The sequence below is a fragment of the Streptomyces sp. NPDC059443 genome (genome assembly GCF_042750105.1).
Classification (GTDB): domain Bacteria; phylum Actinomycetota; class Actinomycetes; order Streptomycetales; family Streptomycetaceae; genus Streptomyces.
The window spans coordinates 26,320-48,949 of sequence record NZ_JBHYVM010000052.1 but is presented as its reverse complement, the minus strand read 5'-3'; the positions used below and the strand labels follow the sequence as shown (position 1 = coordinate 48,949).

Annotated in this window: 11 protein-coding genes; 8 read left to right on the top strand and 3 right to left on the bottom strand. The window is 73.2% G+C overall.

Annotated features, from left to right (window positions below; genetic code table 11):
• Positions 1–138: 138 nt before the first annotated feature.
• Positions 139–1,053, top strand: a complete 915-nt coding sequence (locus ACFXDJ_RS34045; protein WP_384663986.1) for a LysR substrate-binding domain-containing protein — start codon at positions 139–141, stop codon at positions 1,051–1,053.
• Positions 1,054–1,083: 30 nt separating this feature from the next.
• On the opposite strand, the gene ACFXDJ_RS34040 is transcribed toward ACFXDJ_RS34045, so the two are convergent.
• Positions 1,084–1,863 carry a DeoR/GlpR family DNA-binding transcription regulator gene (locus ACFXDJ_RS34040; RefSeq protein WP_384663989.1) on the bottom strand — a complete coding sequence of 260 codons (780 nt, stop codon included), beginning with the start codon at positions 1,861–1,863 and terminating at the stop codon, positions 1,084–1,086.
• Positions 1,864–2,067: 204 nt separating this feature from the next.
• On the opposite strand from ACFXDJ_RS34040, the gene ACFXDJ_RS34035 reads away from it, so the two are divergent.
• The 3 genes from ACFXDJ_RS34035 to ACFXDJ_RS34025 all read left to right on the top strand — a co-directional run bounded on the left by ACFXDJ_RS34035 (position 2,068) and on the right by ACFXDJ_RS34025 (position 5,110).
• A complete protein-coding gene (locus ACFXDJ_RS34035) occupies positions 2,068–2,970 on the top strand; it encodes an SIS domain-containing protein (protein WP_384851197.1) in 903 nt (300 codons plus the stop codon).
• Positions 2,967–3,803, top strand: a complete 837-nt coding sequence (locus ACFXDJ_RS34030; protein WP_384654321.1) for a ketose-bisphosphate aldolase — start codon at positions 2,967–2,969, stop codon at positions 3,801–3,803. Before ACFXDJ_RS34035 ends, ACFXDJ_RS34030 begins: the two co-directional genes overlap by 4 nt.
• A gap of 116 nt (positions 3,804–3,919) precedes the next feature.
• Positions 3,920–5,110 carry an acyl-CoA dehydrogenase family protein gene (locus ACFXDJ_RS34025; RefSeq protein WP_384654318.1) on the top strand — a complete coding sequence of 397 codons (1,191 nt, stop codon included), beginning with the start codon at positions 3,920–3,922 and terminating at the stop codon, positions 5,108–5,110.
• A 75-nt stretch (positions 5,111–5,185) separates the two neighbouring features.
• On the opposite strand, the gene ACFXDJ_RS34020 is transcribed toward ACFXDJ_RS34025, so the two are convergent.
• The gene (locus tag ACFXDJ_RS34020) at positions 5,186–11,632 is read right to left on the bottom strand and encodes an RHS repeat-associated core domain-containing protein (RefSeq protein ID WP_384654315.1); all 6,447 of its coding nucleotides are present in this window, start codon (positions 11,630–11,632) and stop codon (positions 5,186–5,188) included.
• Between the two features lie 710 nt (positions 11,633–12,342).
• On the opposite strand from ACFXDJ_RS34020, the gene ACFXDJ_RS34015 reads away from it, so the two are divergent.
• Positions 12,343–16,821, top strand: coding sequence for an FG-GAP-like repeat-containing protein (locus ACFXDJ_RS34015; RefSeq protein WP_384851195.1), 4,479 nt, complete (start codon positions 12,343–12,345; stop codon positions 16,819–16,821).
• Between the two features lie 90 nt (positions 16,822–16,911).
• Here the strand turns inward: ACFXDJ_RS34015 and ACFXDJ_RS34010 are convergent, their stop codons facing one another.
• Positions 16,912–17,631 carry an SDR family NAD(P)-dependent oxidoreductase gene (locus ACFXDJ_RS34010; RefSeq protein ID WP_384663284.1) on the bottom strand — a complete coding sequence of 240 codons (720 nt, stop codon included), beginning with the start codon at positions 17,629–17,631 and terminating at the stop codon, positions 16,912–16,914.
• A 233-nt stretch (positions 17,632–17,864) separates the two neighbouring features.
• On the opposite strand from ACFXDJ_RS34010, the gene ACFXDJ_RS34005 reads away from it, so the two are divergent.
• Genes ACFXDJ_RS34005 through ACFXDJ_RS33995 form a run of 3 tightly spaced genes read left to right on the top strand, consistent with a single transcriptional unit; the run spans position 17,865 to position 22,606 of the window.
• Positions 17,865–18,758: an oxygenase MpaB family protein gene (locus ACFXDJ_RS34005; RefSeq protein WP_384663281.1), complete on the top strand. Its 894-nt coding sequence runs from the start codon at positions 17,865–17,867 to the stop codon at positions 18,756–18,758.
• Positions 18,759–18,785: 27 nt separating this feature from the next.
• Positions 18,786–20,930: a tetratricopeptide repeat protein gene (locus ACFXDJ_RS34000; protein ID WP_384851193.1), complete on the top strand. Its 2,145-nt coding sequence runs from the start codon at positions 18,786–18,788 to the stop codon at positions 20,928–20,930.
• Positions 20,927–22,606 carry a phytoene desaturase family protein gene (locus ACFXDJ_RS33995; RefSeq protein WP_384851191.1) on the top strand — a complete coding sequence of 560 codons (1,680 nt, stop codon included), beginning with the start codon at positions 20,927–20,929 and terminating at the stop codon, positions 22,604–22,606. The genes ACFXDJ_RS34000 and ACFXDJ_RS33995 overlap by 4 nt, the downstream gene beginning before the upstream one ends.
• The last annotated feature ends 24 nt before the right edge of the window (positions 22,607–22,630 follow it).

Genomic DNA, 22,630 nt, shown 5'->3' with positions numbered 1-22,630 from the left:
GCCGGGGGCTGGCCAAATCCAGCCCCGCCGGCGTTTGAGGCGCGGGGTCTGGGGCGGAGCCCCAGGGGCCCGCGCGGAGCGCTGCCCCCGGAACTGGGCGCGGCCCGCATGGGCCTCGCAGGCTGCGAGAATGGCCCTGTGATCGACCCCCGCCGGCTGCGCATCCTGCGGGCCGTGGCGGACCACCGTACGGTGACCGCCGCGGCCGCAGCCCTGTACCTCACCCCCTCCGCCGTCTCCCAGCAGCTCGCGGCGCTGGAGCAGGAGACCGGGCACTCACTGCTGACCCGCAGCGGGCGGGGCGTACGGCTCACCGCCGCCGGGGAGATCCTCCTCGGGCACACCCACGAGGTGCTGGCACAGCTGGAGCGGGCCGAGGCCGAACTCGCCGCCTACGCGGGCGGCTCGGCGGGCGAGGTCACCGTGGCCGCCTTCGCCACCGGCATCGCCGAGGTGTTGGCCCCGGCCATCACCCGGCTCGCCGTGGACCACCCCGGGATCCGGCTGCGCGTGCGCGACGCGGAGGGCGACCAGAGCCTCCCGCTGCTGCTCGACGGCGAGGCGGACCTCGCGCTGGCCGTCGAATACCGGGGCGCCCCGGGCCCGGGCGACAGCAGGCTCTCGGTGCTCCCGCTCTACGCGGAGCCCTTCGACGCGGTCCTCCCCGCCGGGCACCCGCTCGGGGACCTGCCCGAGGTGTCGCTGGCCGACCTCTCCGATTCGGACTGGGTGGGCCAGTATCCCGGCAACCCCTGCCACGACGTGATGCAGCTCGCCTGCGAACTCGCCGGGTTCCAGCCGCGTTTGGTGCACTCCTCCGATGACTTCAGGGCCGTGGTCGCGCTGGTCGGCGCGGGGGCCGGGGTCGCGCTCGTGCCGCGCTCGGCGCTGCGCGGCATGGAGCTCAAGGAGGTCCAGGTCCGCCCGGTGGCCGGCCCGGCGGCGACCCGCCGGGTCTTCGCCGCCACCCGGCGCGGAGCCGAGGCGCACCCGCTGATCGCCCCGGTCCTGGCGGCCCTGGTCCGCGAGGCGGGCCGGCTCCCGGCGCACTGAGCGCGAGCCGCGCGGGCCTGGCCCTGCCCCTCAGGCCCGGATGACCTCGACGCCCGCCGCCTCGAAGGCCTCGGCGACCGACGGGGACAGGCCGGTGTCCGTCACCAGGACGTCCACGGCGTCGGTGGCGACGATGCGGGCGAAGGCGCGGACGCCCAGTTTGCTGGAGTCGGCCGCGATCACCACCCGGCGGGCCCGCTCGCAGAGCAGGCGGTTCATGGCCGCCTCGTCCTCGTGGCGGGTGGCGGCTCCGTCGACCGGGTCGAAGGCGTCCACGCCGACCACGGCGGTGTCCACGGAGAGCTGCCCGAGCACCTCCATGGCGAGGGGGCCGGTGAGCTCGTAGGACTGGGGCCGGGCCACGCCGCCCGTCAGCACGATCTTGAACTGCGGTCTGATGACCAGCTCGCCCGCGATGTTGAGGGCGTTGGTGACGACGGTGAGGGCGGGGGAGCCGGTGGCGAGGTCGGGGCGGGCGGCCAGTGCCCGCGCCACCTCGGTGGTCGTGGTGCCGCCGGTCAGGCCGATCACCTCGCCCGGCACGATCAGCGCCGCGACCGTCTCGCTGATGCGCCCCTTCTCGGCGGCCCGGCGCGAGGTGCGGTAGCGCAGGGGGAGTTCGTAGGAGACCCCGTGCAGGACCGCTCCGCCGCGCGTGCGGACCAGCAGCTGCTGTTCGGCGAGCTGGTCGAGGTCGCGGCGGATGGTGGCGGCGGACACGCCGAGGGCCTCCGCGGCGGGTTCCACTTCCAGCTCGCCCCGCTCCACCAGCAGGTCCAGCAGTGTCTGCCAGCGTTCCTTGCGGGTCATCGGCCGCCCCTTCGGTATTCGCTTCACTGTTCGCTTCGATGGTCTCTCTTGGCCCAAGCGCCGGTGCACGCCGGGTGCGCGGCGGCCTACGTATCGACATTAACGCAGGAGATCATCCCCAAGATGCTTGAAGTTGCGCGAAAGAGCCCACTATCTTGCAAGAACACGCATTCAGGGGTGCACGCACCGCGCTAGGGAGCCGCCATGAGCCATGTCGCGTACGAGTTGGGCACGCAGCCCGCATGCTGGGAGCGGGCCGCCGAACTGGCCCCGGAGCGGCGGGCGGTGCTGCCGCGGCCGGGGGAGCGTACCGCGATCGTCGGATGCGGGACCTCGTACTACATGGCCCAGGCCGCCGCCGTGCTGCGGGAGGAGGCCGGGCAGGGCGAGACCGACGCCTTCCCCGCCTCCGAGTTCCCCCACCACCGCCGCTACGACCGGGTCGTCGCGCTGACCAGGTCCGGGACCACCACCGAGGTGCTCGACCTGCTGGCCGGCCTGCGGGACGCGGGCGTACCCACCACCGCCGTCATCGGGGATCCGTCCACCCCCGTGATCACCTTGGCGGACGAGCTCGTCGTACTGGACTTCGCGGACGAGCGGTCCGTGGTCCAGACCCGGTTCGCCACCACCGCCCTGACCCTGCTGCGCGCCCACGTCGGACTGCACACCCCGTCCGTGGTCGCCGACGCGCGCGCCGCGCTCAACGCCCCGCTCCCGGCCGAGCTGGAGACCCGGGGGCAGTTCACCTTCCTCGGGCGCGGCTGGAGCGTCGGACTCGCCAACGAGGCCGCGCTGAAGATGCGCGAAGCGGCCCTGGCCTGGGCCGAGTCCTACCCGGCCATGGAGTACCGGCACGGGCCCATCAGCGTCTCCGCGCCCGGCACCGCCACCTGGTCGATCGGCGAGGCCCCGGCGGGGCTCGCCGAAGAGGTCCGGGGGACCGGGGCCCAGTGGGTGGCCGGACACCTCGACCCGCTGGCCGAGCTGGTCCGCGTACACCGCCTCGCCGTCGCCGTCGCGGCCCACCGGGGGCTGGACCCGGACGCGCCGCGCAACCTGACCCGCTCGGTGATCCTCACCACGGGCGAGGAGGCGGTCCGATGAGCCTCGTCTCCGCCGGAGCCCTCGTCCGGGAAGCGGCCGCCGAGGGGCGGGCCGTGGCCGCTTTCAACATCATCACGCTGGAGCACGCCGAAGCGGTGGTCGCGGGCGCCGAAGCGGCCGGAGTGCCCGTGGTCCTCCAACTCAGCGAGAACGCGGTCAAGTTCAGGGGCGGGCAGCTGCTTCCCATCTCCCGTGCGGCGGTGGCCGTGGCCGAGGCGGCCGGGGTTCCGGTCGGCCTGCACCTGGACCACGTCAAGAGCTCCGAGCTGCTGCGCCAGGCCGTGGACGCCGGATTCAGCTCGGTGATGTACGACGCCGCGCACCTCCCCTACGCCGAGAACCTGGACGCCACCCGCTCCGCCGCCGACTGGGCACACGTCAACGGGCTCTGGATCGAGGCCGAGCTGGGCGAGGTCGGCGGGAAGAACGGGGCCGCGCCGCTGGACCCGCACGCACCCGGCGCCCGTACCGACCCGGACGAGGCGCGGCGGTTCGTCGCGGACTCCGGAGTGGACGCGCTGGCCGTGGCGATCGGCAGCAGCCACGCCATGACCATCCGGACCGCAGCCCTGGACCACGCGCTGCTCGCCCGGCTGGCCAAGACGGTCGACGTGCCCCTGGTGCTGCACGGCTCCTCGGGGCTGCCGGACGGGGAACTCGCGGCAGCCGTCGCCGGCGGCATCCGCAAGGTCAACATCGGCACCGCGCTCAACGTGGCGATGACCGAAGCGATCCGCACCCATCTGACCCCGGCGGACCCGCGCCCGTACCTGACCGCCGCCCGGGAGGCCATGAAAGCGGCCACGGTGGCCATGATCAGAGCCCTGAACTGACCCTCTGAACTGACGCCCCGCCGACCCTTCCGGATTCTTGCAACAGGTTCTAGTCTGCCCCGGCATCGGCGATGGACGCCCGCGCGACGACCAGCCACGAGAGACCCGGAGGGGCCGTGCACCTCGAATACACGCCTGAGCAGCAGCAGTTGCGCACCGAGCTGCGCGCCTACTTCGCCGAGCTGGTCCCCGAGGACGTCTACGGCCGGTACGAGGACCCGGCCGCGCAGAAGCGCTTCTACCGGGAGACCATCCGCCGGCTCGGGGCCGACGGCTGGCTCGGAGTCGGCTGGCCGAAGGAGTACGGCGGCCGAGGGATGTCGCCGATGGACCAGTTCATCTTCTTCGACGAGGCCGCGCAGGCCGTCGTACCGCTCCCGCTGATGGCGCTCAACACCGTCGGGCCGACCATCATGCAGTTCGGCACCGACGAGCAGAAGGCGTACTTCCTGCCCAAGATCCTCGCCGGGGAGATCGACTTCGCCATCGGCTACAGCGAGCCCGACGCCGGCACCGACCTCGCCGCCCTCAAGTGCAAGGCCGTCCGCGAGGGCGACGAGGAGACCGGCACCTATGTGGTCAACGGACAGAAGATCTGGACCACCAACGGCGACACCGCCGACTGGGTCTGGCTCGCCGTCCGCACCGACCCGGACGCACCCGCCCACAAGGGCATCACCATGCTCCTCGTCCCGACATCGGACCCCGGCTACTCCTGCACCCTCATCAACACCCTCGCCTCGCACGACACCACCGCCAGCTACTACGAGGACATCCGCGTCCCCGCGAGCCGCCGCGTCGGCCAGGAGAACAAGGGCTGGCGCCTGATCACCAACCAGCTCAACCACGAGCGCGTCACCCTCGCCGCCCACGGCACGATGGCCATCCGCGCCCTGCACGACGTCCAGCGCTGGGCCGCCGACACCAAGCTCGCCGACGGCCGCCGCGTCATCGACCTCTCCTGGGTCCGGGGCCGCCTGGCCCGCACCCACGCCCGCCTCGACGCGATGAAGCTGCTGAACTGGCAGATGGTCAACGCCGTCCAGGACGGCACCCTCACCCCGCAGGACGCCTCGGCCGTCAAGGTCTACGGCTCCGAGGCGCGCAGGGACGCGTACGCCTGGCTGATGGAGGTCGTCGGCGCGGCCGGCGCCCTCAAGGACGGCTCCGCGGGCGCGGTCCTCCACGGCGAACTGGAGCGCGGCTACCGCAGCGCGGTCATCTTCACCTTCGGCGGCGGCAACAACGAGATCCAGCGCGAGATCATCTCGTGGATCGGCCTGGGCATGCCGCGCGTGCGGCGCTGACACCCCCCCGGCGGTGCCGGATGTGCCCCCGTCCGGGGAGGACGGGGGCACACGGAGTTCAGCGGGTCGTACCGGCTATCCGTGGTAGATCATTCCCATGAGCTTGTCCTCCAATTTGTCCTTCATCCAGTTGCCTGAGTCCTCAATTACTCCGTTGACTGCATTCTTCGTCCAACTAGTGGTTATCGCGCCGTAGATAGTGCCTGCGGCGGTTCCGGCCCCCGTTCCGACGGCCTCGCCCATAGGGCCGAACGGAGTGCCGATCAGTGCCCCGATCCGCCCGCCCACGGACGCGGTGCCGAGCACGTACCCCACGTCGAACGCGGTGTCCCTGGCCGTTTTCACGACCCTGGCCGCGGTCCCGTTGCAGTCGTTCGCTTGCCAGTTGGTGATGAGGGAGGCCAACGCCCCTGTGACGAGAGAGCCCTTGCTGACCACATCCAGCAGCTTGGGCACGGTCTTCCCACTTGAGTCGAAGGCGTAGGTGTAGAAGGCGATTCTTCCGTCGGCCGCCGCCGCGAAGGTCGGGGCCGCCATGTTGGCCGAGGAGCACGCCGTTCTCAGCATGGCGCCAGGAAGGCCGCAGTTCGGGTCGTAGTGGAAGTAGCTGCTCGCCGTCTCGGTCAGGAGGACCTGGAACTCGTTTTCGCCCTTGGGCACGATGGTCACCTTGTAGGTGCCGTTGGGCAGGGGCTTCGGCCCGGCGAGGGGCTGAGGCAAGTACGGTCCCAGCTTGACGCCCTGCCCGGGCTCGGTCGGGCACGGTTGCCCACCACATCCGTTCACGCTGTTGTCCCCTGTGCCGCCGTCCCCGATGGTGCCGCCCTTCGGGTCGCCGCAGTCGCCCGTCTCGAAGCAGGGAAGGCCATAGATGAGGCCGGTCGGGTCGCTCTTGGTGACCGGGTTGGCGTTGGCGTAGGTGTAGCCGTGCATCTGTTGGGGGTCGGCCAGGTCCGCCACCGGGTCCACGCTGATGAAGCGGCCCAGCGCCGGGTCGTACTCTCGGGCGCCGATGTGGGTCAGGCCCGTGGTGTCCTGGGGTTTGCCCAGGAAACCCTTGTCGTCCGGCCATGCGGCCGGAGCCGGGCCGCGGGATTCGCCGTACGGCTTCTGTGCTCGGCGGGTGATCGCCAGGGTCGACGCGTCGAGCGAGGTCGTGGCCGTGCCGTGATGGTCGCTGGCCTCGTAGGTCAGGCCCGTCGGGGTGCGCACGATCGAGGGGCCGCCGGCGATGCCCGGGATGGTGCGGACCCCCGAGACGCTGCCCGAGGCGGTGGTGAGTGTGAGCTCGTCCGTACCGAGGTAGAGCGTCACCTTTCCGGGGTCGCGGCGCAGCAGGCGTGAGCCCTGCGCGTCGTAGAGGTACGTGCTCCCGGTGTTGGAGGCGAGGTGGCCCTCTTGGTCCCAGGCCAGGGTCTGGCCGCCCGGGCGGGTCAGGGTGTTGCCCGCGGCGTCGTACGTGTAGGCGGTGGAGGCTGCCCCCGCCGGGCCGCTCCGCGAGGTCCCGGTGACCGTGTGCGGGAGGGCCGCGCCGGGCGCGGGCGAGGTGTACGTGGTGACGGTGTCGCGGCCGCCCGTGGCGTCGGCCGGATCGTGGTCCACCAGCTTCGTCCGGTTGCCCGTGACGTCGAAGCCGTAAGACTGCCAGTACGGTGCCGGGCCTCCCACGTCGGAGGTCTTCGGCGGCGCGGTGGTGCAGGCGTTGTTCTTGTCGGTCCAGGCCTCCGTCATCCGGTCCAGGTAGTCGTACGTGAAGCACTGCCGGTCGGTGGTGAAACCGGCCGCCCCCTCGTCGCGGCGGGTGGCGACGGAGGTGATGTCGCCGGAGGGCTTGTACGTGTAGGTGGTGGCGTCGACCGATCCGGTGACCTGGGTGTCGCCGGGGCCGGTCTGGCGGTCCAGGTTGGTGGCGGCGAGGCGGCCGGTGGCCTCCTCGTACCGCGGGGTGTAGGCCACCTGCTTCGGGACATCGCCGTAGGTGACGCGGCGGGCCCGGCCGAAGGGGTCGTACGCGGTGCGGTTGACGTAGTCGGACTCCTCGCTCCACAGGGTGACGGGGAGACCGTTGTCGCTCAGGCCCGTGGTGATCGTCTCGCCCGGCAGGCCGCCGGCCGCCGGGAGGGTGACGGAGACGGGCTTTCCGGTGACGGGCGTGTAGCTCACGCTCTGGGTGTAGGCGCCGGCGAGCTTGCCCTCCGCCGCGGGGATCGTGACCTTGGTGCCGAGGGGGTGGTACTGCGCGTCGAGACCGGTGACCTCGCTGCTGTACGCCGCCCCGGTCTTGCCGCCGACGTAACGGGTGGAGCCGTCGGCCTGGCCGCGGGCGAGGCGGTCGAAGGACCAGCTCGCCAGCAGGTTCGCGTCCGAGACCGGTCCGGCGTACAGGCCGGTCTTGCGGGAGAGCTTGTCGTACGTGGTCGACAGGACCTGCCCGCGGGCGTCCTTCGTCCACGCCACCCGGCCCACGGCGTCGTAGTGCGTCTCGCCGGTCCCCTTGTCGGGGTCGCTCGCCGAGATCTGACGGCCCAGCAGGTCGTAGGTGTAGGACCAGGAGTTGCCCGCCGCGTCCGTCACCGTCTTCAGCTGGGCGCGCGGATCGTATGTGTACGAGGTGGCGGTGAAGGCGGCCGCGACGTCGCTGCCCGCTTGCGCCTGGTCCTTGTACTGTCGCAACTGGGCGGTCTTGCCCCGGGCGTCGGTGATGACGGTGGTGGCCGTACCCCCGTCCGGCGGGAGCGTGCTGGTCTTCTCGGCGCCCGCGTACACGGTGGTGGTGCGCCACTGCTCGACCGCGTGCGAGGACAGCGCCTCGGCGGTCTTGCGGCCCTGGCCGTCGTAGAAGGTCCCCGTCTGCGCGGGTACTTCGGTGTCGTTGGCCAGGAATCGGCTGCCCGAGGGGCCTGTGGTCTTGTCCCAGTAAGGCTGGTTGGTCTTCACGACCCGCCCGAGCGAGTCGTAGAAGGTGTCGGCGAGGATCCGGCCGGGGGATTCGTCGACCGGCGCCTCCTGGGTCTGGCGGACCTTGAGGAACGCGTCGAGGATCTGGTAACTGGCGCGGTAGGCACCGTCGTCGCGCAGGGTTCGGGTGGTGACCACGCTCGGCGCGGTCTTGCTCAGGTCGTAGGCGAACTGCAGGTTCGGGCTCTGCCCGGCGGCCCGGTCGCGGCCGGGCTGCCAGACCCCGGTGAGGCGGCCCGCGGCGTCGTAGGCCAGCTCCGTGACGTGGTTGTTGATGTCCGAGGTCTTCACCGGCAGGCCGCGCGCGGTCATGAGGTCGGTGGTGGTGGTCCACCCTGTTGGCCCCGTGACCGCCACTCGGGTGGGCAGGGCGCCGGAGGCCGGGGTGTAGCCGGTGGTGCTGGTGTTGCCGAGGGTGTCGGTCACCTTCACCGGCCTGCCGTAGGCGTCGTACTCCGTGACCGTGTCGAGGGTGTGCGAGGGCGAGGCGCCGTCGTAGCCGTCGATCACCTGCGCCGTGGTGGCCGCACCGACCGTGCCGATCTGCCCGAAGGGCAGCCCGTCGTACAGGGTCCGGGTGTGCGAGGTGGTGGTACCGGCTCCGGGAGCCACCGAGCAGTCGCCGGCGAGGGAGACCGACTCGACCGGGAGCGCGATGATGTTCAGGGCGGTGTTGGAGGCGTACGTCTTCTTCGTGCAGAAGTCGGGCAGCCCGGCGGCACTGTCGAGTTCGCTGGTCGCCGCTCCGGTGGTCTCGTCGAAACCGGTCGTCTTGCTCATGGCGCGCCAGGTGCCGTCGGACAGGAGCGCCGAAGAGGTGCTCCTCGTGGACCGGGTCAACTGGGCCGTCTGGTCAGGCAGTCCGGTGCCGCGCCCGTGGCGCGCGACGACCGGCCCGGTCCACGGGTCGTTGACGGTGGTGGCGGTGACGGTGCCGCCGTCGCCGCTGTACGTGCGGCTCTCGCGGACGAAGCCGGCCAGCGGCGCGGAGTCGGCGGCTTGGCCACCGGGGATCGCGACGGAACGGCGGGTGCCGTCCGCCTTGTAGTCGCCGTCCATTCCGCGCAGGTAGACGGTCCCGGTCTGGGTGGTCTTGTCGGCGGGGTTCGCCTGCGTACCGCCCTTGCGGACGATCACCTCGCCGTAGCCGCGGAACTGGTTCCACGTACGGGACTTGGCCTCGGTGAGCTCACCGTCGTCGCGGTGCCAGGCGGCGGCGCCGACGTACTCGTACCGGGTGGTGCGGGCCGGTGAGGGGTCGGCTCCGGCCGAGGTGGCGTCGGTCTCGGAAACCCCGGCGACCACGTACTTGTGGAACCAGTCGATCGTGGGATCCATGGTGGTGCCGGGGTCCGGGTTCCAGAACACCGGGTAGCAGCGGCGGGTGTTCGCGTCGGGCGCCGGGAAGGAGCCGGCCGCGCAGTCGGGGGCCGCGTACTCGATGCCCAGGCGCAGCCCCGACTCGGTGGTCACGGCGGTCATCCGGCGCCGGTTGAGCGGGGGGCGGCTGTCGCCCGCCGTGTCCACGCGGTTGGGCATGAGGGTGCCGGTGAAGTCGACGGAGGGCAGGGTCAGCGAGGCCGTCCCGTCGAGGGAGGTCCGGGTGATCGAGGACAGCCACACCGAAGGGGTGGTGCCGTCCTGGGGGCTCGGGTAGTCGTGCGCGAGGGTCCACTCGTCCACGGTGGCCGGGGAGCCGCCCGTCAGGACCTGGGTGGTGATCTTCGCCAGTCGGCGGGTGCTCCAGAAGGTGGGCGCGTAGTGCTTGCAGTCCTTGGCGGAGGTGCCCGCGTCACAGTTCTGGTCGAAGGGCACGTCGGGCCAGCTCGCCGCTGTCGCCTTGGTGGGCGGGGCGGCGCAGTCGGCCTTCGGCACGATGGCCGGGTCGCAGCGCTCCGCCGCGGTGAAGAGGACCCGGGCCGTGGGGCCGGTGGTGTCGGTGAGCTTCGAACCGTAGCCGATCTGGGTCAGCTGACCGCCGCGGACGTACGGGGTCGGGGTGCCGTCGGGGTGCGCGGCGTCCGGGTTGCGGGAGTACTGATTGCTCTCGGTCGCGTAGGAGTAGGAGACGAGGCCACCGCGGGTGTCGACGACGTAGTCGAGGTTCCAGCGCCAGGCCTGCTGGCACCAGGACTGCGCGAAGTCGGCCTGGTAGCAGGGTTCACCCGCGTTGTTGGCGTACACCGGCCTGGTCCAGGCCGAGTTGGAATTGGGGCCGGAGGTCGTGCCGGGCTTGGCCTGGGCGCCGAAGTAGTACTGGACGCCGTCGGGGGTGGTGATCTTCCAGTACTCGCCGTCGTTGTCCCCGTTCGAAACGCCCGCAGGAAGCTTCGCGAGTTCGACACGGGTCGGGGAGCCGTCGGACGTACGCCAGTTCTTGCCGGTGTCGTCCAGGACGAGCTCGGTGCTGGACCCGTTCAGGGACAGGGTGACGGGCTGTTTGCTGCTCCAGCAGGCCTCGCCCGTACCGTCCTTGCCGTCCTGCTTGCAGCCCTGGTAGGCGCGCTCGACGAAGCCCGGCTCGTACTCCCAGCCGTCGCCGATCCAGGAGGACTGGGAGTTGCGGGTGACGGTCCGGCCGTCCACGGCGGCGGAGTTGTAGGAGAGCTCCACCGACGGGGCCGTCCCACCGAGGGACGCCGGCAGGGTGATGGGGTAACTCCAGCGGAACGTGCCGGAGTTGCCGCCGGCCGACCAGGAGCCGGCCGGCGAGAGCGGGGTCGCCTTGTAGTCCCCGGAAGAGCCTTCGGGGGCGGCGCTGGCGGCGAGCACCGTGACTCCGCCCGAGCCGCTGTCCGCGGCACTCAGGGCCGCCGCACCGAGGGTCGGGGCGCCGAGGGCGGGAGCACTGGGTGAGGCAGCGCCCCCGCCGAGGGTGACCTCCCCGAGCAGCCGACCCGCGCGCACGTCGTTGACGGCTCCGGGGACGGGGGTCTGTATCCGGCACCGCGCCAGGTCGGGGGTGGTCAGCGCGCAGGCCGGCAGGGCCACGAGGCGGAGCCGGGAGGCCCAGTCGCCGCCGTAGGCGTTCTTCACCGCCGTGTAGTCCAGGCCGAGGCGGGCCGCGCCGCGGGCGGAGTCCTCGCGGGGAGTGAGGGAGACGAGGAGGCCGTCGACCCCGGCCCGCTCCGCGGCCTTGCGGTCGGCGAGCGAGAGGGTGACCTTGCCGGTGGCCGGGGCGGCCGCGCGGACGGCCCACAGCCCGGCCGCCGGAGCCCGCGAAGCCGAGGGGGCGGACCCGGCGGGGGTCGCGGAACCGGAGGCGAGGGTGAGGGGCATGTTGGCGGCCCGGGCCGGTTCGGCCGCCTTGGCCGCGGGGTCGAGCCGGACTTCGGCGGTCGTGGCGTCCGGCCAGTCGGCGCGGGACGGACGCCAGTGCGGGGCGCCGTCGCCGGGGGCGGCGGCAGGGCGGGCGCGCGGGGCCTTCTTCCCGCCGACCGAGGCGGTGGCGCCCAGTTCACCGGGGGCCCAGAGCCGCTTGTCCTTCGGGCCCTGGCCCTGGGCGGTTCCGGCGGCCGTGGCAGCGGGCACCGCCAGTGCGAGGGCGGCGAAGGCGGCGACCACGGCCCGTCCTAACAGGCGCGGTGGTCGGGTCGTGCGCAGAGCGGGTGGCGCAGGGGGTCGGGAACGCACCAGGGGCCTCCGTGGTCCGGTGGGGGCGGGCGGACCGGAAGGACAACCGGAATCGAACCGGCAGCCACTTTCGACTCCGCTTGCCAGCAAGGGTCTTGACGATTCGTCAAAGATTTACGGGGAGATGCTCGACCTCCGGTCGAGACCCGGTCGAGACCCGGTCGACCTGCCCTACGGCCTGGGGGGGCCCCGCCGGCGGGGGGGGGCCCCCCCCCCGGGGGGGCCCCCCCCCCCCCCCCGGCCCGGCGCCCCCCCCCCCCCCCGCGGGCGCCGCCCCCGTGCGAAGCTCCCGCCGACCCGCCACCGGCGGCCGCCCGGCCGCCCGTGTGTCCGCGTTCCTCGCTTCTGCTGGAGAGCCCCGCATGAGAGTCACGTACGCGAGCTTGGTACGGCGCCGGTCCATACGGTGGGCCGTCGCGGCCGGCCTGGCGATCGGTGTCGCGCTGCCCGCCGGAGCCCCCGCGGGGGCCGTGGAGTCCCCGGCCCGATTATCGGGCCGGGCCGCCCTCCAGGCCTCGACGGCACGGTCCCCGCAGGCGCAGACCCCACAGGCGCCGGGAGCGTCGGCTCCGGACGCCAGTCAGCCGACCGCTCAGGCGCGGGCCTCCGCCGAGGCCAAGCGGACCGGCAAGCCCGTCCCCGTGCCCTCGCTGACCACCGAGACCGACACCGTCGTGGCCAAACCGGACGGGACGTACGCCCTGACGCGCACCGCCGCGCCGGTCCGCACCAAGCAGAACGGCGCCTGGGTACCGCTCGATGCGACGCTGATCCGCGGTGCGGACGGCAACTGGCGTCCCAAGGCGGCCCTTTCGGGGCTGGTGCTGACCCGCGGCGGCGACACCCCGATGGCCCGACTCACCGACGGCGGGGGCCGCAAGCTCGACCTCACCTGGCCCACGGCCCTGCCCGAACCCGTGGTCGAAGGCGCGACCGCGACCTACCGGAGCGTGCTGCCGGACGTGGACCTCGCGGTGACCGCCACCGTCGACGGCGGTTTCACCCAGGTCCTGGTCGTCAAGACCCCGGCAGCGGCGAAGAACCCCGCCGTCGCCGCGTTCCGCCTGGGCCTGGCCGCGCCGGGGCTGAAGGTCGGCAAGCGCGACGACGGCACCATGGCCGCGACGGACGCCTCGGGCAGCGAGGTGTTCCGCTCTCCCGCCCCCGTCATGTGGGATTCCTCCGTGGCCCCGTCCTCACCCGCGCCCGCCACCCCCAAGGGGGCGCGGGAGGCGCCGGGTTCGAAGGACCGGGCCGCCGCCGACGTCCCTCCGCCGGGCGTGGTCAAGGTCGCCTCCGACACCTCCGGCCCCGGCGACAGCGCACGTACCGCCCCGGTCGCAGCGGCCCCCTCTGCCTCGGCCCTGTCCGTCCAGGCGGACACCGGCTTCCTGGCCCGCCCGTCCACGGTCTACCCGGTGTACATCGACCCGGCGTGGAAGCCCGTGTGGCGCGGCACGCAGCACTGGACCTGGGTCCAGGAGGGCTGCAAGACCGCGACGCACTACGACGACTACGGCAACCGCTACGACATGGGCGTGGGAAATCAGCGCTGGGCCACCACCTGCAAGGGACGCGAGCACACCTTCGTCCAGGTCGAAGCCTTCGACGTGCGCGGAAAGACCGTCAACTACGCCAGCCTGAACGCGACCCAGTCGTACGCCGCCGACAACACCTGCGGCAACACCCACGGCGTGGACCTGTACTGGACGGGCGCCATCGACGGCGGCACGAACTGGAACAACCAGCCCGGCAACATCCGTTACCAGGGCCGCGCCGACACCAACAGCGCGGGCGGCGCGGGTTGCCCCTCGGGCACCAACGAGGCGAGCTGGGACGTCACCCAGACGGTCCGCGACACGGCGGGCGCCCCGAACCTCACCTTCGGCCTCTACGGCTCGGACGAGGCCAGCACGAGCAGCAACGGCTTCAAGCGCTACACGCGCAAGACCGGCCCGTATCCGTATCAACTGCCCAACCTGTACGTGGAGTACAACTCCACCCCGGACGCGCCCAACAGCCTGTACGTGTCACCCGCCCCGAAGAACCCCACCCGCGGGGACTGCGGCTGGATCGGCGCCACCAACGCGGCCACCGGCGGCATCGGCCTGCACGCACGGGTCACCGACCCCGACGGCGACAACCTCGGCGCCAACTTCAACCTGTGGGACGTCACCGGTGGCGGCAGCACCCTGACCGACTTCGGCTGGGTGCCGAATCCGGCCGTGCCGAACGGAAGTCAGATCGACGTGTCGGCGGGGACCCTCGCCGACGGCCACCAGTACGACTGGTACGTCCGCGGCGGGGACGGCCTGACCTCGGGCGACTGGTCGCGCGGGTGCAGCTTCTCCGTGGACCTGACGGCGCCCGACGCGCCCTCGGTGACCTCCACCGACTTCCCGCCGACGGGCAGCCCCGCCGCACCGGCCAAGACGGCGGGCGCGACGGGCGCGTTCACACTGTCCTCCACCGACCGCAACAACGGCTCCGGCCTGTCGGGCTTCGAATGGTCCTTCAACGGGGTACTGCCGGCCACCGGCGCGCAGAGCGCCGCCGCCGACGGCGACGGACACGCGGCCCTCAGCCTGCCCGTGACCACCTGGGGCACGAACATCCTGCACGTGCGCGCGGTGGACCGGGCCGGGAACCGCTCGCCCGAGTTCTCCTACGTCTTCTACGCGCCCGACGACCCGCAGGCCAAGACGGTCCTCGGCGACCTCACCCTCGACGGGTACCCCGACCTCCTGGTCCCGGACACCACCACGGGGGACCTGCGGGTGTACTCCAAGAACCGCGATCCGGGTACCGGCGGCCTGCTCGCCTCCAACGCGGCCAACGCCCCCGGGGGCAGCTGGAGCGGGGTCGACACCACGCACCGCGGTGGCAACGGCTCTCGCGCCGACGACCTCTGGGCACACCGGCCGGGCGACGCCGGGCTGTACTTCTACTTGAACACCGTCAACGGCTCGGGCGGCCCGGCGGGCAACGACAACCAGTACTTCACCGTCGCCGGCGCCCAGCGCCTGAGCACCGCACGGCCCACCACTGGCTGCGTGAACCCGTACAACACCTCCGGTCAGACCTGTGGCGGGGAGTACGCGGCGGACTGGTCGCGGGTCCGCCAGGTCCTCGCGATCGGGGACGTGGACGGCACGCAGGCCCCCTCGACCCCCCGCTACGACCTGCTGACCGTGGAGGACGACGGCAGCGGCGGCGCCAACCTGTGGCTGTTCAAGGGCCTCAACGGCACCAACGCCCTGGGCGGTCCGCGGCTCGTGGGCAAGGGCGGCTGGCAGGACCTCACCCTCGCCGCCCCCGGTGACACCGGCAGCGTGGCCGGACCCAAGGACGGGCTGCCCGACCTGTGGGCGCGCGACCGCCGTGACGGACGGCTGTACTCCTACCCGTCCCGGCGCGACGCCGCCGGTGCCCCGGTCCTCGACGCGTACGGGGTGCGCGGCCCCGGCTGGCTCCAGAGCGGCCTCACGGACGGGATGCACCACATCGTCTCCAGCGACGGGGACAGCGACAACGACGGCTGGGCCGACCTGTGGAGCGTCTCCAACGACGGCCGGATCACCACCTGGGAGGGCCGGGACGCGGGCGGCGGCAACAACGCCTTCGGCGACCCGAAGGTGCTGCGGGACAGTACGACCACCGACTGGAACACCTGCCAGACCTTCAACTCGGCCGACAGCGGCGAGCACCGGGTGTGCGGCCCGATCCTCGCCAAGTACCTGTCGGTCGGTGGCACGGCCCTCGGCTATCCGATCACCGACACGGTCAGCACCCCGGACCTGTACGGCCGCTTCGTCCACTTCCGTACGCCCGGCGCCTACCCCACCTCGATCTACTGGAGCCCGGACACCGGGGCGCACCTGGTCCGCGGCGCGATCCGCGGCCACTGGTCCGACCAGGGCTGGGAGAACGGCTCGCTGGGCTTCCCCACTTCCGACGAGTACGTGGTCACGAACGGAGCCCGGTCCGACTTCCAGGGCGGGTACGTCCGCTGGAACGGCACGACGGGGACGGTGACCCGTTTCGCCTACGGGCAGGGCGAGGGGACGGCACGCATCACGCTGTCCGGCGACTTCAATGGTGACAAGCGCGCCGACATGGCGACGATCGTCGACTACGGCGGCTGCGGGGCCGCGCTGTGGACCCACCTCGGCACGCCGAGCAGCGGTCTGGGCGCCCCCTTCGAGTCGTGGAAGGCTCCGGCCAACAACTGGTGCGTGACCAGCGCCAAGTACGCGGCCGGCGACTTCAACGGCGACGGCCGCACCGACATAGGGGCCCTGTACCTGTACGGCGACGGCACGGTACGGCTGCTGTCCTGGTTGGCCCGGCCCGACGGCGGTCTCGACGCCGGACCGGCGGGCTGGTCGCAGGCATCCGGCTGGGACTGGTCGCGCACCACACTGCTGGCGGGCGACACCGACGGCGACCACCGGTCCGAGCTGATCGCCATCTACGGTTACGCCGACGGGCGGATGGCGAACTTCACGTCCCGCTTCCGCGACGGCACGGGATTCGAGGCGCCGGTGAAGGGCTTCGAGGAGACCCACCCGGGTTGGTGGTACTACGAGAAGGCCAAGTACGCGGTGGGCGACGTCAACGGCGACGGCCGTGCCGACATCATCGGCCTGTACGTGTACGACGACAACTCCGTCCGGGTCTTCACCGGGCTCGCCCGCCCCGACGGCACGCACCCCGGTTTCAACCAGGCCGGCTGGTCCGCCGGTCCGGGAAGCTGGCAGCTCGATCCGGTCAAGCTGTTCGCCGGCGACACGAACGGCGACGGCCGTGCGGACCTGACGGCCATGTACCGCTACGGCGGTGACCGGATGGGGCTCTTCCAGTTCCCCGGTGGCGCGGACGGCAACCTCGGGACCCCCGAGATGACCGTCGACACCGGCCCCGGCACCTGGAACGCCGACCGCTCGTGGCCCATGGGCGGAGACGAGAACGGCGACGGGCTCAGCGACATGTCGACCCTGTACGACTACGGCAACGGCGTCTACGCCACCTTCACCTTCCTCGCCGGCACGAACGGCAAACTGGCGGGGGCGGGAGGTGGGGTCCTCAAGAGCTGGGATTCCCCCGCGGGGACGTGGTGACGGCGGCCCGCTCCGCGGGCACCGACTGATCCGGAGCCGTGTCGCGTCCGCGCGACACGGCTCCGGCGTGCCCGGTCTCCACGGCTCCGCTCAGACCTGGCCGGCGCCGCCGTCCACGAAGAGTTCGACTCCGGTGATGAAGCTGCTCTCCCGCGAGGCGAGGAACAGGGCCGCCGCGGCCACCTCCTCGGGGCGCCCGGCCCGGCCGAGCGGAACCCCGGCGGTGGCCCGCTCGCGTACGGCGGCCGGCGCCCGGGCCAGGGCGGGGGTGTCGACCGGTCCCGGGCTGAGGGTGTTGACCCGGATGGAGCGCCCCGCGAGTTCCAGCGCGAGGCTGCGCGCCATCGACCGGACTGCGGCCTTGGTGGCGGCGTACACGCCGAACCGGGTGGACGCGGAGGAACCGGCGGCCGAGCCCAGCAGGACCACCGAAGCGCCGTCCCGCAGCAGCGGCAGGGCACGCTGCACGGTGAAGAAGGTGCCCCGGAAGTTCAGGTCCGAGGTGGCGTCGAACTGCTCCTGGGTGAACTCGGCGAAGCCGCCCGCCGGACCGCCGCCCGCGTTGGCCACCAGGACGTCGATCGCGCAGCCCGCGTCCGCGACCGCCCCGTAGAGCCGGTCCAGGTCCTCGACGCGGGAGACGTCCCCGCGCACGCCGACGGCTACGGGGCTCCCGCCCAGCTCCGCGACCGCCGCCGCGAGCTCGGCTTCCCGCCTGCCCGTGATGAAGACCCTGGCGCCCTCGCGGACGAAGCGGTGCGCCGTCGCCAGGCCGATGCCGGCCGAGCCGCCGGTGATGACGGCGACCATGCCGCCGAGCTGCCCGGTACCGGCGGGTTCTCCCGTACCGGCGTCGTCTCCCGTAGCGCCGTGTTCTCCCGTACCGCCGTGTTCACCCGTACGCATGCCCGTGCTCCTCGTCCCGAGGGGAAGCGGGTGCGGTCCGCAGACGGGAAATCCTAGTGGCGCGTACGGGCCCGCGCGGGGTGGAATGCTGGAAGGGCAGGCAGGAACGCGGGCCGACGCAGGGGGCTGGGACGACCATGAGCGCAGCGGACGGCGGCCCCGACCCGGGGCTCTACGGCCCCTCCTCCGTGACCTGGCAGTGCCACGGGGACCCGATGATGTGGATCGCCGGGGTCCGGGCCCTCTACCTCCAGGCCCTGCACCCGCGCGCCGTGCGCGGGGTCATGGAGAACTCCGACTTCCGGCGGGACGCCTGGGGCAGGCTGCTGCGCACCGCCGACTTCGTCGGCACCCTCACCTACGGCACCACCGAAGCCGCCGAGCAGGCCGGTGCCCGCGTCCGGAAGATCCACCGCACGCTGTCCGCGACCGACCCCGCCACCGGGGAACGCTTCCCCGTCGACGACCCCGAGCTGCTCCTGTGGGTCCACTGCGCCCAGATCGACAGCTTCCTGCACATCATCCGCCGCTCCGGCATCCCGCTCAGCCCCGGCCAGGCGGACCGCTACGTGGCCGAGAACCGCGTCAACGCCCGCCTCGTCGGCCTCGACCCGTCCGGGGTACCGGGTGACACGGCGGCCCTCGCCGCCTACTTCGAGCGGATCCGCCCCCAGCTCGCCGCCGGGGCCGACGCCCGCGCCGTCGACGACTTCCTGCGGAGCCCGCCCGTCCACCCCCTCCTGGTCCCTGGCCGAAACCTGCTGTGGCGCCCGCTCGCCGCCCTCGCCTACGGATCCCTCCCCGCGTACGCGCACCAGCTGTACGGCCGCCCCGCACCGGCCCCGCGCAGCGTCACCCGCCGCCTGCGTCTCACCGGTAGCCTGCTGCGCAGCATTCCCGCAGGTCTACGCTGGAAGCTGCCTCCAGGTCACATCTTGAAAGCGATGCGCCGCATGGGCCCCGGGAGCCGCCCCGCGCCGTACACACTGCGTACATCAGCGGCCATACTGGACCGGCCGGGGAGGGCGTAGCACGACACACGGGGGCGACTTCAAGACATGGCGGAGTCCAGACTGATCCAAGGCCGGTACCGGTCTCTCGACCTGATCGGCCGCGGCGGCATGGGCGAGGTGTGGCGTGCCCGGGACGAGTCGCTGGGGCGGCACGTGGCCGTCAAGTGCCTCAAGCCCATCGGGCCCGAGCAGGACGCCCACTTCACCCAGGTGCTGCGCGAGCGCTTCCGCCGCGAGGCGCGCGTCGCCGCGTCCCTCCAGCACCGGGGCGTCACCGTCGTCCACGACTTCGGCGACGACAGCGCCTCCGGCGGCCCCCTCTACCTCGTCATGGAGCTGCTCGAAGGCCGCAACCTCAGCCAGCTCCTGGAGGACAACGAAGCCCGCCCGCTCCCCGTGGACGTGGTCGTCGACATCGCCGAGCAGATGGCGGCCGCCCTCGGCTACACCCACGACCAGGGCGTGGTCCACCGCGACCTGAAGCCCGCCAACATCATGCGGCTCACCGACGGCACGGTGAAGATCTGCGACTTCGGCATCGCCCGCCTCGCCGCCGACATCGGCTTCACCGCGAAGCTGACCGGCGGCGGCATGGCCATGGGGACCCCGCACTACATGTCGCCCGAGCAGATCGCGGGCGGCGAGGTCGACCACCGCAGCGACCTCTACTCCCTCGGCTGCGTCCTCTACGAGATCGCCACCGGAGCCCCGCCGTTCGACCTCGGCGACTCCTGGTCCGTCCTGGTCGGCCACCGCGACACCGCGCCCGTGCCGCCGCGCGAGCACCGCCCCGAGCTGCCCGGTTACTTCGAGCGGCTGGTGCTCGACCTGCTGGCCAAGCGGCCCGAGGACCGGCCGGACGACGCCCGCCACCTGCACCGGCACCTCGTCCAGGCCCGGCTCGGCTCCGGCGCGCTCCCGGGCGGGCCGGCCGGCCCGTGGGCGCCGCTGCCGGGATGGGCCGGCGGGATGACCGCCGGGCGCAAGGCCGGTATCGAGGCCCGCCCCGCGAGCGGGGAGTGGGCCGTCCTGACCGGTTCCTGGACGGCCGTGCGCCCCAGCGCACGGCAGCCCGCCGAGTCCCCGGCCGGGTCGGCCGGGGCGCCTGCGGGGTCCGCAGCCGTGCCCGTCGTCGGCCCGCGCCCCGCAGGGGACCCGAGCCCCGCCGCGGACCCGCGGCTCACCGCCGCCTACGGGGTCCCGCGCGGCCCCGCCGCCGACCCCACCGGCGCCGTCGCGCTCGCCGCCGGCCACACCCGGGCCTTCGCCCTCAGCCGGGCCGGCCGCACGCAGGAGGCCCTGGCCGTGTACGCGGCCGTGGCCGACGGCAGGGCCCGGGTGCTAGGCCCGGACCACCCCGACACCCTCGCCGCGCGGCAGGAGGCGGCGTACGAGACGGGCCTCCTCGGCCGCCACCAGGAGGCCTACGAGGGCTACCGCGCGGTGCTCGCCGCCCGCGAGCGGACCGTGGGACCGCACCACCCCGACACCCTGCGCTGCCGGCACAACCTGGCCTGCGCGCTCGGCGCCCTCGGCCGCTACGCCGAGGCCCACACCACCGCCGCCGAGGTCGCCGCGGACCGGGCGGCAGCCCTGGGCGCGGAGCACGCGGACACGCTGCTGACCCGGTACGAAGTGGCGTACGCGCTCGGCCGCCTGGAGCGCTGGGAAGAGGCCCTGGAAGGCTTCCGGCACGTGGCCGCCGTACGGGAGCGGGTGCTGGGCCGCGACCACCCCGACACGCTGGCCGCGCGGTACGAGGCGGGCATCGCGCTAGGCCGTACCGGCCGCTCCGCCGAGGCCCTGGAGCTGTTCCGCGCCCTGGTCGCCGACCGCACCCGCGCCTACGGGGCCGCCGACCCCGAAACCCTGCGCGCCCGGCACGTCCTCGGAGTCAACCTGGGGCGGCTGGAGCGCTGGGAGGAGGCCGTGGCCGAGGCCCGGCAGGTGGCCGCGGCGCGGGCGAAGGCGCTCGGGGCCGAACACCCCGACACGCTGGTCAGCCGCCGGGAACTCGCCGTGGGGCTGGGCCGGCTGGGCCGCTGGGACGAGGCGCTGCCCGTCTACCGGGAACTCTCCGGCATCCGCGAACGGTCCCTGGGCGACGACCACCCCGACACGGTCGCCGCGCACGCCGACGAAGCGCACTGCCTGGAGCGGCTGGGCCAGGTGTGTTACCAAGAGCCATGACGACCTCGCGGGGCTTCGGTACGGATGTTTACGACGCGGTGATCGTGGGAGGCGGCCACAACGGCCTGGTCGCCGCCGCCTACCTGGCACGGGCCGGCCGTTCGGTGCTGGTCCTGGAGCGCCTCGGCCACGCCGGCGGGGCCGCCGTGTCCACCCGGCCGTTCGCGGGCATCGACGCCCGCCTGTCCCGGTACTCGTACCTCGTCTCGCTGCTCCCGGCGAAGATCGTGCGCGAGCTGGGCCTGGCTTTCGCCGTACGGGGGCGATCGGTCTCCTCGTACACCCCCTTCGAGCGCTCCGGCCGGCCCGGTGGGCTGCTCGTCGGCGGCGGCGAGGCGCGCACCAGGGAGTCCTTCGCCCGGCTGACGGGCTCGGACCGGGAGTACGAGAGCTGGCGCGCCTTCTACGGGACCACCCGGCGGGTCGCCGAACGGGTCTTCCCGACGCTGACCGAGCCGCTGCCCACCCGGGCGGAGCTACGGGCCCGCGTCGACGACGAGGCGGCCTGGCGGATGCTGTTCGAGGAACCGATCGGGCGGGCGGTGGAGCGGGAGTTCAGCGACGACCTGGTGCGCGGGGTCGTCCTCACGGACGCCCTGATCGGCACGTTCGCCGATGCCCACGACCCCTCCCTCGCGCAGAACCGCTGCTTCCTGTACCACGTCATCGGCGGCGGCACGGGGGACTGGGACGTTCCGGTCGGCGGCATGGGGGCGCTCACCGACGCCCTGGCGGGAGCCGCCCGGGCGGCCGGGGCGGAGATCGCCACCGGGCACGAGGTGGTGCGCATCGACACGGACGGTACGGACCGTACAGGGGGCGCGGTCGGCGCGACCGCGCCGGCCGAGGTGGCCTTCCGGACGCGGTCGGGGGAGGGCCGGGTCGCCGCGCGGGTGGTGCTCGTCAACGCCTCCCCGCGGACCCTGGCGGCGCTGCTGGGCGAGGAGCCCGAAGCCCCGGCCGTCGAGGGCGCCCAGCTCAAGGTCAACATGCTGCTGCGGCGGCTGCCCCGGCTGCGCGACACCTCCGTGGACCCGCGCGAGGCCTTCGGCGGGACCTTCCACATCGCGGAGGGCTACGAGCAGCTCGCGCGGGCCCACGCCGAGGCCGCGGCCGGCGAACTTCCCTCCGTACCGCCCTCGGAGATCTACTGCCATTCGCTGACGGATCCGACGATCCTGGGGCGGGAGCTGGCGGAGCAGGGCTACCAGACCCTCACCCTCTTCGGACTCCACACCCCGGCGCGGCTGTTCGACCACGACAACCAGGGGGCTCGGGAGGTCCTGCTCGCCGCCACCCTCGCCCAGCTCGACGCCCACCTGGCGGAACCGATCGCCGACTGCCTGGCCTTCGACGCCGACGGCCGCCCCTGCATCGAGGCCAAGACCCCGCTCGACCTGGAACGCGAACTGCGCCTGCCCCGCGGCCACATCTTCCACCGGGACCTGTCCTGGCCCTACGCGGAACCGGAGTCCGCCGCGGACCGGGACGCGGGCCGGTGGGGCGTGGGGACCGCGCACCGCAACGTCCTGCTGTGCGGGGCGGGCGCGGTGCGCGGCGGCGGGGTCAGCGGGGTACCCGGGCACAACGCGGCGATGGCGGTGCGGGGGGCCGGTGGGGGCCCCCACCCGGCGCCGGGCGGACCCGGCCTTGGCCGGGGCACGGGTTGGGCGTAGGGCACGGCGTCGGGCGGCGCCGCG

Bases quoted from the DNA above. Each gene is read 5' to 3' on its own strand.
- ACFXDJ_RS34040 (WP_384663989.1), bottom strand. From the start codon at position 1,863: ATGACCCGCAAGGAACGCTGGCAGACACTGCTGGACCTGCTGGTGGAG.
- ACFXDJ_RS34035 (WP_384851197.1), top strand. From the start codon at position 2,068: ATGAGCCATGTCGCGTACGAGTTGGGCACGCAGCCCGCATGCTGGGAG.
- ACFXDJ_RS34030 (WP_384654321.1), top strand. From the start codon at position 2,967: ATGAGCCTCGTCTCCGCCGGAGCCCTCGTCCGGGAAGCGGCCGCCGAG.
- ACFXDJ_RS34010 (WP_384663284.1), bottom strand. From the start codon at position 17,631: ATGGTCGCCGTCATCACCGGCGGCTCGGCCGGCATCGGCCTGGCGACG.
- ACFXDJ_RS34005 (WP_384663281.1), top strand. From the start codon at position 17,865: ATGAGCGCAGCGGACGGCGGCCCCGACCCGGGGCTCTACGGCCCCTCC.
- ACFXDJ_RS34000 (WP_384851193.1), top strand. From the start codon at position 18,786: ATGGCGGAGTCCAGACTGATCCAAGGCCGGTACCGGTCTCTCGACCTG.
- ACFXDJ_RS33995 (WP_384851191.1), top strand. From the start codon at position 20,927: ATGACGACCTCGCGGGGCTTCGGTACGGATGTTTACGACGCGGTGATC.